This window comes from Candidatus Polarisedimenticolaceae bacterium (assembly GCA_036275915.1).
Classification (GTDB): Bacteria; Acidobacteriota; Polarisedimenticolia; order Polarisedimenticolales; family DASRJG01; genus DASRJG01.
Window position 1 is genome coordinate 360107 of the sequence record DASUCV010000004.1, and the last position, 15905, is coordinate 376011.

16 protein-coding genes are annotated in these 15905 nt (G+C 71.0%); 2 read left to right on the plus strand and 14 right to left on the minus strand.

Annotated elements, in window-relative coordinates; all coding sequences use genetic code 11:
- Positions 1–12: 12 nt before the first annotated feature.
- The 4 genes from VFV19_03800 to VFV19_03815 are packed head-to-tail and all read right to left on the minus strand — an operon-like array spanning position 13 to position 4181.
- Complete coding sequence (locus VFV19_03800) at positions 13–444, minus strand: ATP-binding protein (GenBank protein ID HEX4823411.1); 432 nt, start codon at positions 442–444, stop codon at positions 13–15.
- Positions 437–2524, minus strand: a complete 2088-nt coding sequence (locus VFV19_03805) for an ATP-binding protein (protein HEX4823412.1) — start codon at positions 2522–2524, stop codon at positions 437–439. Before VFV19_03805 ends, VFV19_03800 begins: the two co-directional genes overlap by 8 nt.
- Positions 2525–2529: 5 nt before the next feature.
- Entirely contained in the window at positions 2530–2907 is a 378-nt protein-coding gene (locus tag VFV19_03810; GenBank protein HEX4823413.1) for a response regulator, read from the minus strand.
- Positions 2904–4181, minus strand: a complete 1278-nt coding sequence (locus VFV19_03815) for a PP2C family protein-serine/threonine phosphatase (GenBank protein HEX4823414.1) — start codon at positions 4179–4181, stop codon at positions 2904–2906. The genes VFV19_03810 and VFV19_03815 overlap by 4 nt, the downstream gene beginning before the upstream one ends.
- 179 nt (positions 4182–4360) lie before the next feature.
- Here VFV19_03815 and VFV19_03820 point away from each other — a divergent pair, with 179 nt between their 5' ends.
- Positions 4361–4942: a sigma-70 family RNA polymerase sigma factor gene (locus tag VFV19_03820; GenBank protein HEX4823415.1), complete on the plus strand. Its 582-nt coding sequence runs from the start codon at positions 4361–4363 to the stop codon at positions 4940–4942.
- A gap of 9 nt (positions 4943–4951) precedes the next feature.
- Entirely contained in the window at positions 4952–5584 is a 633-nt protein-coding gene (locus VFV19_03825) for a zf-HC2 domain-containing protein (GenBank protein HEX4823416.1), read from the plus strand.
- Positions 5585–5608: 24 nt separating this feature from the next.
- Here VFV19_03825 and VFV19_03830 read toward each other — a convergent pair whose 3' ends face one another.
- From VFV19_03830 to VFV19_03875, 10 genes are read right to left on the minus strand one after another with little or no spacing between them, the layout of a single operon-like run.
- The gene (locus tag VFV19_03830) at positions 5609–7498 is read right to left on the minus strand and encodes a PDZ domain-containing protein (protein ID HEX4823417.1); all 1890 of its coding nucleotides are present in this window, start codon (positions 7496–7498) and stop codon (positions 5609–5611) included.
- The gene (locus VFV19_03835) at positions 7495–8976 is read right to left on the minus strand and encodes a hypothetical protein (protein ID HEX4823418.1); all 1482 of its coding nucleotides are present in this window, start codon (positions 8974–8976) and stop codon (positions 7495–7497) included. Before VFV19_03835 ends, VFV19_03830 begins: the two co-directional genes overlap by 4 nt.
- Positions 8973–10871 (minus strand): serine/threonine-protein kinase, encoded by a 1899-nt coding sequence (locus VFV19_03840; protein ID HEX4823419.1) that lies wholly within the window; start codon positions 10869–10871, stop codon positions 8973–8975. Before VFV19_03840 ends, VFV19_03835 begins: the two co-directional genes overlap by 4 nt.
- A gap of 35 nt (positions 10872–10906) precedes the next feature.
- Positions 10907–11992 (minus strand): 3-dehydroquinate synthase, encoded by a 1086-nt coding sequence (gene aroB / locus VFV19_03845; GenBank protein ID HEX4823420.1) that lies wholly within the window; start codon positions 11990–11992, stop codon positions 10907–10909.
- Positions 11989–12600, minus strand: a complete 612-nt coding sequence (gene atpF, locus VFV19_03850) for a F0F1 ATP synthase subunit B (protein HEX4823421.1) — start codon at positions 12598–12600, stop codon at positions 11989–11991. The genes aroB and atpF overlap by 4 nt, the downstream gene beginning before the upstream one ends.
- 14 nt (positions 12601–12614) lie before the next feature.
- Complete coding sequence (atpE, locus tag VFV19_03855) at positions 12615–12842, minus strand: ATP synthase F0 subunit C (GenBank protein ID HEX4823422.1); 228 nt, start codon at positions 12840–12842, stop codon at positions 12615–12617.
- Positions 12843–12870: 28 nt separating this feature from the next.
- Positions 12871–13704: a F0F1 ATP synthase subunit A gene (atpB, locus tag VFV19_03860; GenBank protein HEX4823423.1), complete on the minus strand. Its 834-nt coding sequence runs from the start codon at positions 13702–13704 to the stop codon at positions 12871–12873.
- On the minus strand, positions 13701–14075 hold the full coding sequence (locus VFV19_03865; GenBank protein ID HEX4823424.1) for a hypothetical protein: 375 nt from the start codon (positions 14073–14075) through the stop codon (positions 13701–13703). Before VFV19_03865 ends, atpB begins: the two co-directional genes overlap by 4 nt.
- Positions 14072–14299 (minus strand): AtpZ/AtpI family protein, encoded by a 228-nt coding sequence (locus VFV19_03870; GenBank protein ID HEX4823425.1) that lies wholly within the window; start codon positions 14297–14299, stop codon positions 14072–14074. Before VFV19_03870 ends, VFV19_03865 begins: the two co-directional genes overlap by 4 nt.
- A gap of 33 nt (positions 14300–14332) precedes the next feature.
- Positions 14333–15898: an NADH-quinone oxidoreductase subunit M gene (locus VFV19_03875; GenBank protein HEX4823426.1), complete on the minus strand. Its 1566-nt coding sequence runs from the start codon at positions 15896–15898 to the stop codon at positions 14333–14335.
- Positions 15899–15905 lie beyond the last annotated feature (7 nt).

Here is a 15905-nt window from a genome sequence, read left to right on the forward strand (position 1 = left end):
TTGAGTTGAAGTTCAGGTTCGAGCGGCGACGGACGAGCGTCGCTTGACGAGAACCACCCGTCCGCCTCGTCCCACGCCCTCGAACGACACGTCGTCGACCAGGCGTCCGATGAGAAAGAGTCCGTAGCCGCCCTCGCGCGGCATCAGGAGATCCGCGGGCGGAAGGCGCGACGCGTCGAACGGCACGCCGTCGTGGACGACCGAGACGACGATCCGCTCGGCGTCCTCCGCGAGCCGGACGTCGATGCGGCCGTCGCGCCGCCCCGCATAAGCGTGACGGTGGACGTTCGCGAGGACCTCGCTCAGCGCCACCGCCAGCTCGTGCGCGAGCGCGGGAGCGAGACCCGCATCCATCGCCCACCGGCCGACGAACCGGCGCGTCTCCCGGAGACGCGCGGGGTCGCTCGCCAGCGTGAGCACGTGAACGGCACCGGCGTCACGCACCGGCCGCCCTCCGCCCTTCATCCGAGCGCGCGGGCTCGGCCGGAAGGGAAAGCCGAAACTCGCTGCCTCCCCCGGCGCGCGGAATGTGGATCACCGTGCCGCCGTGGCGCCGCGCGATGCCGCGCGCTTCGTAGAGTCCGAGGCCAACGCCGCCGGGCTTCGCGGTGAGCGGATCGCCCCCTTGCTCGAACGCGACGAAGATGCGCTCGGCCTCGGCGTCGAGGATCCCCGGCCCCCGGTCGAGGACCGAGATCGCGACGCCGCGCTCGGCCGCGCCGGACCGCGCGAGCATGCACGGCCCGACCTTGAGTTCGATCGGTCCTTGCGAAGGGCCGAACTTGATCGCGTTGTCGATGAGATTGGCGACGGCGCGCGCGATGAGGCGGCGGTCGGCGGAGATCGATCCGATCGAGGGGTCGAGGACGACGGCGACGCGTCCCTCGGCGCAGGCGATCCGAAGCGCCTCTGCGCAGAGCTCGGCCGGCGGCACCGGAGCCGCCGCCACCGCGGCGCCCGTCTCGAGCCCGGCGACGCGGAGCAGGCCGTCGAGCAGGTCCTTGAGGGTCGAGGCGGCGTGGAGGACCGCGTCCGCCATCTCGCGGCGCTGCTCCGGCCTGCCGTCGTAGTCGCGCAGGAAGCTCGCCGCGCCGATGACGGCGGTGAGCGGCGAGCGCATCTCGTGCGACACGTTCGAGAGGAACCGGTCCTTCATCGCGTCGACGGAGCGCAGCTCGTCGTAGGCCTTGCGCAGCTCCGCCGTGCGCTCGCGCACCGCCTGCTCGAGCAGGTCGTGGTGGCGCCGCAGCTCCGCGTGCGTGCGTACCTTGTCCAAGCCGACGCCGAGATGCGCGGCGAGGGTTGCCAGGAAGCGAACGTCCTCGGGATGGACGGTCCGTTCGGGAGCCGGCATCGCGACGAGGAGGCCGGTCCTCGGCGACGCCTCGACCGGGACCACGGCGATCGCCAAAAGTCCAGGAGCGGCCTGCGCGGCGGCCGGGCATTCGGCCGGAAGATTCTCGGCGACGGCGCTCGCGGCCGACGATGCCATCCTTGCGACGAGCGCCGCCCCCGCCGGGCTCGACACGAGGTCATCGAGCGGCCTCCCGACGTTCGCCTGGATGCGCGCCGTGCCCGAAGCGACGACGACGAGCGCCGCCGCGGCCGCATCGAGTGTGTCCATCGCCGCGGTGAGCGCCGCGTCGACGACGACGTTGCGATCGAAGCTCGCGCCGGTGCTCCGCACGACGTCGGAGACGGCTCGGAGGGCGTCGGCTTCACGCGCGAGCCGGCTCGCGCGGCCGTGCTCGTCGGCGAGCTGGCCGCCGAGCGCGAGGCCGGCCTCGAGCGCGTTCTCGAGCAGATCCGCCCCCTCGAGCACGACCGGCGCCGCCGCGGTGGGAGCGGGTCGCGGCAGGCGGGCCATGAGCGGCGCGAAGGCGCGGTCGATCTGCATCCCGAGATCTCCCGCGTCGAGCGTCCGGCGCGTCGCCGGCTCCGCCAGCGCGACGATCCGCTCGATCATGGCGCGGCATGCCGGGACGAACGTCTCGAGGACGCCCGGCCCCTGGACCGCCGTCGCCGTGCGGACGTCGTTCGGGTCGACGCCGAACCATCCGGCCATCGCGGTGGGTGCCGCGGCACCCGCAAGATCGCGCTTGTTGAGCTGGACGAGGACCGGGGTCGTCTGGCGGTCGAGTCCGTTCGCCCGCATGTTGCGGCGAAGGTCGTCCCATGCGGCGCGGTTCTCCCGCTCACGGGACGGATTGGAGTCGGCGACGAAGACCACCGCGTCCGCGCCGGCGAGAACGAGCCTGCGGGTCGTGTCGTAGCGAACCTGGCCAGGGACGGTGTAGAGCTTCACGGCGACCCGGTAGCCGAGGACGCTCCCGAGCTCGAACGGGAGCAGGTCGAAGAACAGCGTGCGGTCGTCCGCCGTCTCGACCGAGACCAGCCGCTCCTTCCCGTCGGGGTCGGTCAGCCCGTGGAGCACGCGGAGGTTCGTCGTCTTGCCGCCGAGCGCGGGCCCGTAATAGACGAGCTTCGCGTAGAGCGTCCTCTCGGCGCGGTTCCACTGGGCCACGGGCGCTACCGTCCGCCGAGAAGGAGCCTGACGCACCGCTTGAACTCGTGCGGCGAGTAGGGCTTCGTCACGAATTCGGACGCCCCGAGGGCGAGCGCCTTCTGCCGGTCGTGCTCCTGCCCGCGGGCGGACAGGAGGACGATCGGAATGGAGGCGAACCGCGGGTCGCCCTTCAGCTCGCTGCAGAGGGTCAACCCGTCCTTCCCCGGCATCATGACGTCGAGGACGATCAGGTCGGGAGCCTCGGCCTCGATCGCACGCATCCCCTCGTCGGCATCCGCGGCGGTCGACGGCTCGTACCCCTCCTCCTTGAGGATGAACTCGAGCGGACGGCGGATGAAAGCGTCGTCGTCGACGATCAGGATCCGCTTGCGGCCGCTCATGGGGCCTCCTCGATCGCGGTGCCCCGGATGACGACGAGCGTCACGTCGTCGCGTGGGGGCAGGCTACCGGTATGCGCGGCGAGCGCGTCGAGCACGGCGCCGCGGATCTCTGCGGCGGTTCGACCCGGCCGGCGCGCGGCCGTCACGAGCCGATCGACGCCGAAGAACGTGCCGGCCGCGTCGCGCGCCTCGACGACACCGTCGGTGTAAAGGAGGAGGAGGTCGTCCGGCGCGAAACGCGTATCGGCGTCCCTCCACCGCGCGCCCGCGACGATGCCGAGCGCGGGGCCGCACGGCTTCAACGTCTCGATCTCGCCCGTCGCCCGCAACACGAGCGGCGGATGGTGGCCGGCGTTCGACCACACGAACCGCCGTCCGTCCGGTAGGAACCGTGCGAAGACGAACGTCGCGAACATGTCGGCGGCGGAGAAGTCGGTCGCGAGGACCTCGTTGACGCGACGGAGGACGTCGGCGGGAGACAGGAGGTCGCGCGCCTCGGAATGCAGCGCACCCCGCGCCGTCGCCATGTAGAGCGCCGCGCCCACGCCGTGACCCGAGACGTCGGCGATTGCGAGGCCGAGGCTGCCGTCGGCCATCGCGACGTAGCCGTAGTAATCACCGCCGACGATCTCTGCGGGCCGGAAGCCGCCGGAGATCTCGAGGCCGGCGAACAGCGGGTCCTCCCGCGGCAAGAGACCTCGGTGGACCTGGCGCGCGATCTCGTCTTCCCTTCGGCGAGCCTCGACGAGGCGGGCGTTCTCGACGAGACGCTCGTTCCGGATGAACGCCGCAGCCACGGCCGCGATCGCGCCGAGCAGCTTGACCTCGCCGGTGAGATACCGGCGCCCCTCGGGCCGGCCGCGGAGGACGAGGACACCGAGAGCGCCTCCGGACGCATCGGGGAGAGGAACGGCCGCCCAGGCCGACCCGGCGTCGCCGTCTCCGGCGACCGGCCTGCCCTCCGCGAGCACGTCGGCGACGGAAGGCCCGGGTTCGGCGCCGGCGGGACCGCTCGACGCGGCGAGCGCGGCACCCCCCGTGGTCCGGAACCAGATCTCCGCCGACCGCGCGCCGAGGACCGCTGCCGCATCGTCGACGACGAGCTGCGCGATCGAGCGCTCGCCCAGCACCGTACCGATGCGTTCGCTCAAACGGTAGACGCAGGTCGCTTCTTCGTACCGGTCGAGGACCTCACGGCAGAGGCTCGCGATCTCGTGCTCTTGCCGGGCAAGACGCGCCGCCAGGGCGGATTCGGACAGGCTCGCCGGCAGCACGGAATCGATCTCCTCGCCCGGCGTTCGTGGCCGGCACGAAGCAGCAATATATGTATCGATTTTTGAATATCAATGCGACAAAACACACATATGTATGGTTTACCCAAGGATCAGGGTGCGGATTCGTCCGAACGGTCCCCTCGGACGTCTCATCATTGATGGCCGAACGGAGGGAAGCGGTGTCCGTCCAGACCGACGAGGAGCTGCTCGTGGCGCTCCGCACGGGCCATGCCGATTCGCTGGGCGTGCTCGTCGCTCGCTGGGAGGCTCCGCTCTTCCGTTTCGTCTCGCGGATGGTCGACCGTCCGGAGGATGCGCGCGACGTCTGCCAGGAGACGTTCATGCGGATCCTGGACAAGGCCGACGCGTTCCGCGACGGCGCGCGCTTCTCGACGTGGATGTACCAGATCGCGCTCAACCTCTGCCGCGATCAGGCCCGGCGCAAACGGCGATGGGGGCACCTCGTCGTCGCCTCGTCGGAGCCGGCCGACGCGCCGGCGCACGAGTTCGTCGCAAAGGACTCGGCGGCGACGAGCCCTGTCGCCGCGCTCGAGGAGAGCGAGCGGCAGGGCGCGGTCCGGCGGGCGCTCGCGCGTCTTCCGCACGACCAGCGTGAGGTGCTGCTCTTGAAGGAGTACGAAGGATTGAAGTTCCGTGAGATCGCGGGCGTGCTCGGCATTCCCGAGAGCACGGTGAAATCGCGGATGTATGCCGCGCTGGACTCGATGCGCTCGTCCTTGACGAGCCTCGGGATCCACTAGGAGTCGATCATGGAATGCGCCAGCTTTCACGATCATCTGATCGGACGCCTCTACGGAGAGCTCGCGGCCGAAGACGACGCCGCGCTCGACGGGCATCTCGCCGGATGCGCCTCGTGCCGCACCACGCTCGAGGAGTTCGCGCGGGTCCGGTCGATCCTCGCCGAGGACGAGCCGGCGGTGCCGCGGATCCCCCGCGTCCTCGTCTTGAGACCCCGCGCCCGCTGGCGGACCGCGGCCCTGGCGGCCTCGATCGCCGGCGCCGCGCTCCTGACCGGGACCGGGATCGGCGCCGGCTACGCGATCGGCTCGCGCCGGAACGCGCCGGCACCCGTTGCGATGACGACGCCGGCAGCCTTGGACGACGCCACCCAGCAATTCGTCCGTGACGAGGTCGCGCGCCGCCTCGCCGCGGCGTCCGCGGCAAAACCTGTCGAGAAGCCGGCCGGGCTCAGCGCCGCCGACGTCCAGTCCCAGCTCGCCAAGTTCGAGCGCAAGGTCAACGACGCCCGCGCCGCCGATCTCGACTACATGCTGGGACAGCTCGAAGCTTCGGAGCTCCGGACGGGCTCGCGCATCGGCAAGACCAACGAGGCGATCAAGAACGTCGCGCTCGCGAGCAATCCGTATATGGGAAGTCAGTAGTTGGTAGCGAGTAGTGCGTCGTAACTACCGACCATCGACGATCGACTTTCCGAGGTCCGCGAGCCGGTCGGCGGCCGCTGCGGCGAGACGAAGATCTCCGGCGGCTTCTGCCTCGCGACGTGCCTTCTCCAGAAGCGCTTCCGCCTCGCCCTTCGGCGCGACGGCGCCGAGCGCGTAGTCGGCGCGCGCGACGAGCGCCGCCGGGACGTCGGGCAGCACCCGCACCTTGCGCCAGGCTTCGGCTGCGGCCCGCTCGTGGCCGGCGTCCGAGAGCATGGCGGCGAGCTGGCTCAGCGCGATTCCGGCGCCTGGGCCGCCCGCCGCGCCGTCGGCCGCCGCCCACGCGGCGCGGATGACACGTCCGTCGTCGCGACCGCCGTCGGGCGGCTGCGGCGTGTCGACGACCGGCACGTCGACGGTCCTCGAGCCCTCGGGACCGGCAAGCACCATTGCGACGGATGGTCCTCTGAGCGCCACGCGCGCCTCCGACGCACGACTCACGGCGTGCCCCGCGATCGACGCGACCCGATCCCCCGCCCGGGCCCCGATCCGCTCCGCGGGTCCTCCCGGGAGCACGCGCGCGACGAGGACGCCGTCGGGGCCGTCGACGAGGTCCGCCCCGATCGACGCGACCGTCCACCGTGGATGCACCGGCGAAGGAGGGCCTCCCGGATCTTCGACGACCGCGAGCGCGGGCGAATAAAGAAAGATGCGATCCTCTCCGGCCACGCCGCCTCGAGGCACGACGGCGACCGCGAGGTCGGTTCCGGGAGGCAGCGTGAGCCCCTTCCAGCCGTCCGCCGTCGCGAGGTCCGTAGCCGGGCGGTCGACGCGGCCGATGAGACTCCACGACGACGCGGCCTGCGCCCATGCTCGGGGCCACTCGGCCCCGACGAGTGCGCAGCTCGGGCGCGGCGAGAGATCGACGGTCATGTCCGCCTCGCCGGCGTCGACGACCCCCGACCAAACGACGCGGCCGCCCGCGACGATCTCGAGCCGCCGCTCGCCCGGGCACATGGTGAAGGTCTCCGCCGGAAGCGTCGCGACCGTCTCCCCGTCGACCCTGAGATCTCCGGGATAGCGCGCGCCGGCGACGGCGACGCGCGCGCGCGCCGGGCGCATCGTCACCACCTTCATCCGTTCTGGCGACCTATCGGCCAGGTCGATCCGAACCATCGCTTCGATGCTCTCCGCCGCGAAGCACGGCTTCTCGAGACGGATCTCGTGCGTGCCGACGCCGACACCGTCGACGAGGAGCTCGGCGGCACCGTCCGCCGAAGCGCGAGCGGTCTTGCCGGCGCCGACGCCGTCGACGGTGACCGCGACCTCCGGAATGTCGGTGAGGACGACGATCGCACGCGCATTCGGCACGAGATCGATCTTCGTTTTCGCCTCCTGGCCGGCGACGACGTGCACCGTCGCGTCCGCCGGATCGAAGCCTTTCTTCTCCACGTGCACGACCCGGTCGCCCGCGGCCGCCTTGACGATCCCCGCCGCGTCGCGGGTCACGGGACGCCCGTCGACGGTCAGCACCCCGTCTTGCGGATCGAGCGAGACCGCGATCGTCCCGATCGTCGAGGAGGCCACGCGCGCGAACCGCTCCATCCCGCGCTTGCCCACGAGCTCCGGCTTCGGTGCGTAATCGGCGCGCAGCGCCAGGATCGCGCGGAAGTCGCGCTCGGCGGCATCGAGCTCGCCCGCGGCGACATGCGCCTGCGCCTTGAGATCGATGGCACCGACACGCGTGTCGTCGTCGATTCCCGGCGTCGCGAGAAGCGCATCCGCCGCCGCGACCGCTCCCTCGAGGTCGAGAGCGACGACCTTCGCGCGGATCGCGTCGAGCGGCTCGGTCTGCGCCACCGCAGCGCCCGCCACGGCGAGCGCGACCGCGCACAGGAAGGCTCCGAGCCTCACGGCGTCACCACCACGCCGCCGGTCGACCCGTCGAGGATGCGGAGCGATCCGTCCTCCGTCGCGGCGATCGCGAGCGGGCGCTCGATGCCCGTGCCGGCGAGGGGCAGCGTCTCGCGCACGTCGCCTCCGGGCGAGAGGCGGGTCACGCTCTCCGACTTCGAGTCGAGCACCGACACGCGACCGGCCGCGTCGACGGCGAGGCTCACCGGCTTGCGAAAGGTCGGGCCGAACGGCGTCTCCGCTCCCGCCGCGGTGATCTTCACGAGCCGTCCCGTCTTCGCCTCGGCGGCGACGATCGCTCCGGTCGCCGCTGCGAGCGCCGTGACGTCGGACCCACGGCTCTCGCGAACGAGCACGGGCGCCGCAGCCCCGGGTGCGAGCGCACCGATGCGGTCTCCCTTCCGGTCGGCGAGCCAGACGGTCCCCGCCGCGTCGACCGCGAGCGCACGGGACCCGGCGTAGGCCCCGAGCTTCGCGATCGCGGTCCACGAGGCGCCGTCGAAGCGGAGGAGCGCATCGCCAGCGACCGCGTAGATCCGGCCGGGAGCGTCGCTCGCCATCGCGCTCACCTCGTCACGGGAGAACGGCGGACGTCCGCCGCCGCGGGAATCGAAGATCTGGAGGGCGGCGTTCTTGCGGTCGAAGACGGCGAGGACGCCGCCGTCGCCCGACGCGAGCAGGGCGGCACCGCGCGTCGTCGGAACGGTGGGGAGCGGCCGCGGTCCCTGCGACCACGCGCGACGCGGGTCGCGGGCGACGGCCAGCTCGCGCACGGCGAGCGCCCGAAGTGGCTCCGCCTGCAGCCTCGCCGGGGCCTGCGCCTCGATAGCCTCTTGGAGCTGCACCGCGGCATCGGCGTACCGCTCGAGCCGCAGTTCCTCGCGCGCGAACCCGACCTGCGCCCGCGCGGCGGCCTCGGTCCCCGGCGCTTCGACGACGACGCGCGCATACGCGCCCGCGGCTCGCTCCGTGGCCCCTTCCATCTCCGACAGGGCGCCGAGGGCGTAACGCGCTCGCGCCCGCCACGGATCGCCGGACGGTGACGTGGCGACGGTGATGAGCGCGGCGCGCGCGTCGTCGATCCGGCGCGAGGAAGCGGGGGCGAGCTTCAAGAGACCGAGGAGATAGCGACCCTCGAGGGCACGATCGCCGTCGGCGTGCTCGGCGAGCAGCCGCTCGAGCGGTGCCACCGCCTTCGGGACGCGCGCCGGATCGAGTACGGCCGCGTCCTCCGGCCAGTCGGGGGCACCCGCCAAACGCGCGAGCCCGAGGAGCGCGTCGTCCGCCAGCGGGCCTGCCGGAGCGAGATCGACGACCTTCTCGAACGCCGCCGCCGCGTCGGGCGAGCGGTCGGCTGCCAAGCGCTGCGCGAGACGATAGGCGGCCTCGGCCGCCGCCGGATCGGACGCGGGTGCCGCAACGCTCCACGCAGGAGCCGATGCGACGAGAAGGACGACGATGGCGACGTCGCGTTTCAACGCGCCGGCCGTCCGAAGGAGATCCTCACCGGCGGGTTGTCGCCCGCGCGAACGCTCACCGATTCCTCGTGCGGCTCGCCTCCCTCGGGCGGTGCGACGCGCACGTCGTAGCGGCCCGGAGCGACGTCCCGGCGCAGCGGCGCTTCACCGATCGCTCTCCAGGCGGCGCCGCTGCGTCGAAGCTCGACGCGGCAGTTCGGTGGAAACGTCTGGACGACGAGCCGCGCCATCGCCGGCACGGCGAGCGGCGCTTCGACCGTGCCCCCTTCCGGAACGTCGACGTCCGCGGCGACGTCGAGGAAACGCTCGTCGTCGACCGCCCGGACCGCGTGCCGGCCTGCCGGGATCTCCATCGGCGCGTTTCCGGCGCGCGTCGGCTGACCGTCAACCGTGACGTGAAGCCGGGCGACCGCCGCCGGGATCGAGAGCCGCCCCATCGGTAGAGGCTCGAGCCTCATCGCCGCCGCGGCGTTGCGCGCCTCGAGAGGCGTCGCCTGCGCGCGGATCGTCGCCTCCGCGGAGCGGAAGTTCACGGCACCCGCCTCGATCGTGTTCTCGCGGCAGAGGTCGAGGGTGACGGTGATCGGAGCGTTGCCCGCTTCTCGTCCGTTGACGCGCACGCGCGCCCCGGGCGCTCCCGGATCGACCGTGATCTCCGCCTGGAGCGGATCGGCGGCGAGCACGATCTCCCTCCCCGCGTCCGCGGCTTCCAGCCGGTGCTTCACCTCGCGGCAGCCCAGCGTCGCCGTGAGCAGGCCGAAGGGGCCGCCCGCAGGAAAGCTCAGGCCGGACTGATCGACCGGCTTCCCGTCGAAGAGGACCGTTCCCCCCGGAGGCTCCGTCCGCACGGTCGCGTGCGATGCCGGAACGACGGGAGCGCGGCGACCGGGAAGCCCGAGGACGAGGAGGCCGACGCCCGCGATCACCACGGCCGCTCCCACCATGTACGGCCAGCGCCGGGGGGCCTTCTGGCTCGCGCGCTCGGTCACGGCGGCCGCGTCGCCGCTCGATGCGGGCCGATGCGCGAGCGGCGCCTCGTCGGCAGCGGCTCCCGCGCGCCGGAGCGCGGCGACGAAGGCGGCCCCGTCCTGGAACCGCGCGTCGGGAGCCTTGGAGAGGGCTCGCGCGAGGAATGCGGCGAGCGGCGGCGGCACGCGCTCCAGGTGCAGGTCGGCCGCACGCGGCGGCTCGTGGACGATGCGGTAGAGAACGGAGGAGACGGAATCGCCGGAGAACGGCTTCTCCCCCGTGAGGAGCTCGTAGAGCACGACGGCCAGCGAGAAGAGGTCCGACCGGCCGTCGAGCGTCTCCCCGCGAATCTGCTCGGGGGACATGTAGTTCGGAGTTCCGAGGAGCGCACCGTCGTGGGTCATCGACGACGCCGGTCCCTTCGCGAGCCCGAAGTCCATGACCTTGATGCCGGAGTCGCCGACCCGCATGAGGTTGCCGGGCTTGACGTCACGATGGACGATGCCGTTCTTGTGGGCGAACGCGAGGGCCTCGGCGGCCCCGGCCACGAGCGCGACGACGGTCGGCACCGGCAGCAACGCGTCCGGCCGGCAGAACGCGTCGAGCGTGCGGCCCTGCACGTACTCCATGGCGAGATAAGGAACTCCCTCCGCTTCGCCGACGTCGAAGACGGTGACGATGCCGGGGTGGAGGAGCTTCCCGGCGGCGCGAGCCTCCCTGAGGAAGCGCTCGCGCGCGGCGTCGCGCTCGGCCGCCGGGAGCGCGGCGAAGATCTGGATCGTCTTGATCGCGACGCGGCGGTCGATCGTCGGGTCGTAGGCGAGGAAGACGCGCCCCATCGCCCCGCGACCGAGCTCTTTGTCGATGCGGTAACGTCCGAGAGTATCCACCTGCATCGGCGAGGGCACCTTCGCTTGGGGTTCCACCTCGACCTTACGTTAGGTCGCGCCGAACCACCAAGTCAATGACGGCACAGGAAAGGCACGAGTTCCCGCAGTGGATCGACGGCGACCGTCGGATCGCCGCCCCGGGGCATCCGGCCCAGCGCCTCGGGGAGCGCGCACCGCGGGACTCCGGCTCTGGACTTCTTGTCGCGGCGCATCGCCGCCGCGAGCGCCCGCCGCGAGAGTCCGGCCGGCGCCCTCGTCGGGAGCGCGAAGGCGCCGAGGAGCGCCTCGATCCGGTCGGCATGCGCGCGAGGGAGCCCGGTCTTCCTCTCGGCCAAGCGTGCCTCCGCCAGGAGGCCGATCGCGACCGCCTCTCCGTGCGGGATCGCGTACGCCGACGCCGCCTCCAGGGCATGAGCCGCCGTGTGGCCGAAGTTGAGGATCGCGCGGCGTCCGTGGTCGCGCTCGTCCTCGGCGACGATGGCGGCCTTCGTGCGCAGGCATCGCGACACGACGTGCGCGATCGCTCCGGGCTCGCGTCGCAGCACACGCGCCGCGTTCGCCTCGAGGTAGCGGAAGAGTGCGACGTCGAGCGCCGCGGCCGCCTTCACCGCCTCGGCGAGCCCGGCGCGGTAAGTGCGCGCCGGCAGCGTCTCGAGCACCGCGACGTCCGCCCATAGGGCGAGCGGCGGATGGAAGGCGCCCACGAGGTTCTTGCCGGACGGAAGGTCGACACCGGTCTTGCCGCCGAGCGCGGCGTCGAGCATCGCGAGCGATGTCGTCGGCACCTGGACGACCGGCACGCCCCGGTGCCAGGTCGCGGCGAGGAAACCGGCGAGATCCCCGGTGACCCCGCCGCCGACCGCGACGACGACCGTGTCGCGTCCGACCTCGGCCGCCGCGAGCCGGTCCTCGAGGCGCGCCTTCGTCTCGCGCGTCTTTGAGCGCTCCCCCGCCGGGAACTTGAGCAGGAGCGTGTTTGCGCCGCGGCGAGCGAGCGAGCGCGCGAAACTCAGTCCGTAGAGGCGGGCCACGCGCGCGTCCGAGACGATGACGATCAGGCTCCCGCGGTGATCGCGTGCGATCGTGCGGGACGCGGCCTCGAGGATGCCCCGTCCGACGACGACGCGCGTGGCCCCGGAGCGGAACGCGTCGATCAGTGGGGCCGCTCGGACCCGCTCGCGCCGAGGCGCTCGAGATCGGCGAGATAGTCCTCGACGAGGCGCCGCTGGGTCGCATCGTCAAGGTTCGAGCCGATGAGCTTCCCGGCGACTTGGATGGCGAGATCGGCCGCGACGCTCTTCAGCTCGCCGCGGGCCTGGCGCAGGCCGGCCTCGATCTGGGTCTGCGCTTGCTGGACGAGCTGGTCTTTCTGTTTGCGCGCCTCGTCCAGGATCTCGCCCTTCAGGCGCTCCGCGTCCTTGCGCCCGGCCTCGACCGCCTCGGCGCGCTCGCGGCGCGCCTGGTCGATGAGCGCACGGTGCTCGACGAGGAGGCGCTCGGCCTCTTCGCGGTCGCCGCGCGCGCGGTCGAGATCGCCCTTGATCCCGGCCTCGCGGGCGTTCATCGCGTCCATGATCGGCTTCCACGCGAACTTCCCGAGGAGGACGAGCAGGATCACGAACGTGACGAGCGTCCAGAACATCAGCCCGATCTCGGGCGTGATCAGCGCGGACGCTCCCGCGGCGGCATGCTCGCCTTCCTCGGCCGCAACCGGCAGCGCCGTCGCGGCGAGGAGAATCGGCAGGGTCAGCAGCCTTGCGGACATCGACAGGCTCCCGGCTACTTGCCGGCGAGGAGGAAGCAGATGACCAGCGCGAAGAGCGCGGCGCCCTCGATGAGGCCCGCCGCGATCAGCATCGCGGTCTGGATCGTGCCCGCCGATTGCGGCTGGCGCGCGATACCGTCCATCGCGGAGCCGGCCAGCCGGCCGATTCCCATGCCGGCGCCGATCAGCGCGAGACCCGCCCCCAAACCAGCTCCCAAGAACGCAAGACCCTTCGGATCCATGAAACTCCTCCTCGTCCGTGTCTCCGGCTCAGTGCGCCGGATGGACCGACATGCCGATGAACGTCGCCACGAGCGTCGTGAAGATGAAGGCCTGGATGAAGCAGACCAGTAGCTCCAGCACGAAGATGAACAGGGTGAACGGAACGGAGACCGTCGCCGCCCAGCCGGACTGCAGGATGAAGATGAGCGAGATGAGCCCGATGATGACGACGTGTCCCGCAATCATGTTCGCGAAGAGACGGATGCACAGCGCAAACGGCTTCGTGAACAGGCTCAGGATCTCGACCGGGATCATGATCGGGTAGAGCCAGATCGGGAGTCCGCCGGGCACGATGTTCTTGAGGTGATGGAGCACGCCGAACTTGATCATGCCGGCGACCTGGATCACGACGAAGGCGACGATGGCGAGCATCGCCGTGACTCCGACGTTGCTGGTCGGCGTCGACATGCCCGGGATCAAGCCGAGGAGATTGCAGGTCCATATGAAGAAGAAGCAGGTCAACAGATACCCGACGTAACGGTCGGCGTCGTGGCCGATCGCCTTCCGCACGATCTCGTCGCGAATGTACTTGATGAGGAGTTCGAATGCGTTCCGCCACCCGGTGGGAACGGGATCCGAGACGCCGCGCGCGGCGATGGTCGCCAGCGCGAAGAGAACGCCCCCCGCGATCCACAACATCACGACGTGCTTCGTGATCGACAAATCGACGCCGGCGATGTGGATCGGCGGCAGATGGATCTCGCGGCTCGTGAACGGGATCTCGATCGAGCGGCTGTCGGTGATGTGGTGCATGATCAGGTCGGAGACGTTGAATCCCGCCTCCTTCGCACCCGCTGCCGCCTGCGTGACCGGCTCGCTCATCGCGCGTCGCCACGAACCATGAGCGCCTTCCGCATGAACCAGTAGGTCTCGAAGAGGAACAGCGGGACGAATCCCGCCGCGAGGCCCGTCAGCAGCGCGAGATCGGCGGCGCCTCCCGCGCGCGCCGCGAACGCCGCGGCGACCGCGGCGAGCACGAGACGCGCGATGAATCCGGTTCCCAGCCCCACGGCGAAGCGCGCGCCGGGATGCCCGTGCGTGCGGACGAGCCAGATCGCCGCGATGAGGCCCGGGACGGCCATCGCGAGGAATCCCGCATAGGCCCAAGCGCCCGCGCGGGCGATCGCGAGCGCGCCCACCGCCGATGCGGCGAGGGCTCCCACGACGAATCCCGCCGTCCGCCTGTCCGTCACGCCGATCCCCCCGGCCCCGGTCCCTTCGGCGGGACGACCCGCCGGTACAGATTCAACATGCCCGCCGCGGCGCCGAGTAGCGCGCCGGTGAGGACGAGCCAAGGCGTCGTCCCGAATCGACGGTCCAGCCACTGGCCGCCGAAGAGGCCGACCATGAGCGGCACCACGAGCTCGAACCCGAGCCCGGCAAACTCAAGGGGCGAAGGTCCTTCGGGTCGCCGCAAAGGCGCTTACTCTAGCAGGTCGGTCAACCCGCATCACGGCGATGTGCGCGCGAGTCCGGCCTGGGCCTCCGGGTACTCGTAGGTCTTTTCGACCTGCCGGACGAGACGCGTCACCGGCTCGTCCAGGATCTTGAAAAACGGCTCCGGACGGATCCCGATCCAGAACGCGAGGACGACGAGCGGCAGGAGGTACGCGAGCTCGCGCGCCCCGAGGTCTTTCAAGCCACGGTTCTCGTCGCGATCGATCTTCCCGAACATCGTCCGCTGGTAGAGCCAGAGCATGTACGTCGCCCCGAGCACGAGACCGGTCGCCGAGAGCACCGCCCACACCTTCGATTCGAGCCGGAAGGCGCCGAGGAGGATCGTCCACTCGCCGGTGAACCCGTTGCCGGGGATGAGCGGCATCCCGATCGAGGAGAGGGTCATGATCATGAAGATCACGGCGAACCACGGCATAACCGATGCGAGCCCGCCGTAGTCGCTGAGCAGCCGCGTGTGACGGCGCTCGTAGACGATACCGACGAGGAGGAACAACGCTCCGGTGGACAGACCGTGGTTGATCATCTGCAGGACGCCGCCTGTGAGCCCTTGGTAGTTCAAGGCGAAGACGCCGACCATGCAGAACCCGAGGTGGCTCACCGACGAGTAGGCGACGAGCTTCTTCCAATCTTTCTGGACGAGGGCCACGGCGGCCCCGTAGATCACGCCGATCACGCACAGCGCCAGGGCGAACGGCGCGAACCGGCGCGTCGCGTCGGGAAGGATCGGCAGGCTGAACCGGAGGAACCCGTAGGTCCCCATCTTGAGCAGCACGCCCGCGAGGATGACCGAGCCCGCGGTCGGGGCCTCGACGTGCGCGTCGGGGAGCCACGTGTGGAACGGGAACATCGGAACTTTGATCGCGAAGCCGAGAAAGAACGCGAGCCACACCCAGGTCTGGAGGCCGATCCAATCCGGCCATGCGCCCATCGCCTGGAGGAGACGTACGTCGAACGTCGAGATACCGGTGAGATCCGCGTGATGAACGTACAGCGCGAGGATCCCGACCAGCATGAGGACGGAGCCGAGGAACGTATAGAGGAAGAACTTGACCGAGGCGTAGATGCGCCGGGGCCCGCCCCAGATCCCGATGAGGAAGTACATCGGGATCAGCATGACCTCCCAGAAGACGTAGAACAGGAACATGTCGAGGCTGATGAAGACGCCGAGCATCCCGGTCTGCAAGAAGAGGAGGCACGCGTAGTACGCACCTTCGCGCTTGTGGACGGCGGTCCAGGAGGAGAGGACCGCGAGGAATCCCAGGATCGTCGTGAGCAGGACGAGCAGCATCGAGATGCCGTCGACGCCGACGAGGTAGTGGACGCCGAACGCCCCGATCCATGGGCGGTCGAAGACGAACCGGAACCCGTACGCGTCGGCCGGCGCCGCGCCCCAGCCGAACCAGAGCGGCAAGCTGACGACGAGATCGGCGGCGGCGACGACCGTCGCGACCCGTGCGATCAAGGCCGGACGATCCTTCGGCAAGAGAAGGCAGAGGATCGCGCCGGCCAGCGGCAGATAGGTGACGACGTTGAGGAGGTGGGGCCCGAACGGGTTCATCCCGAAG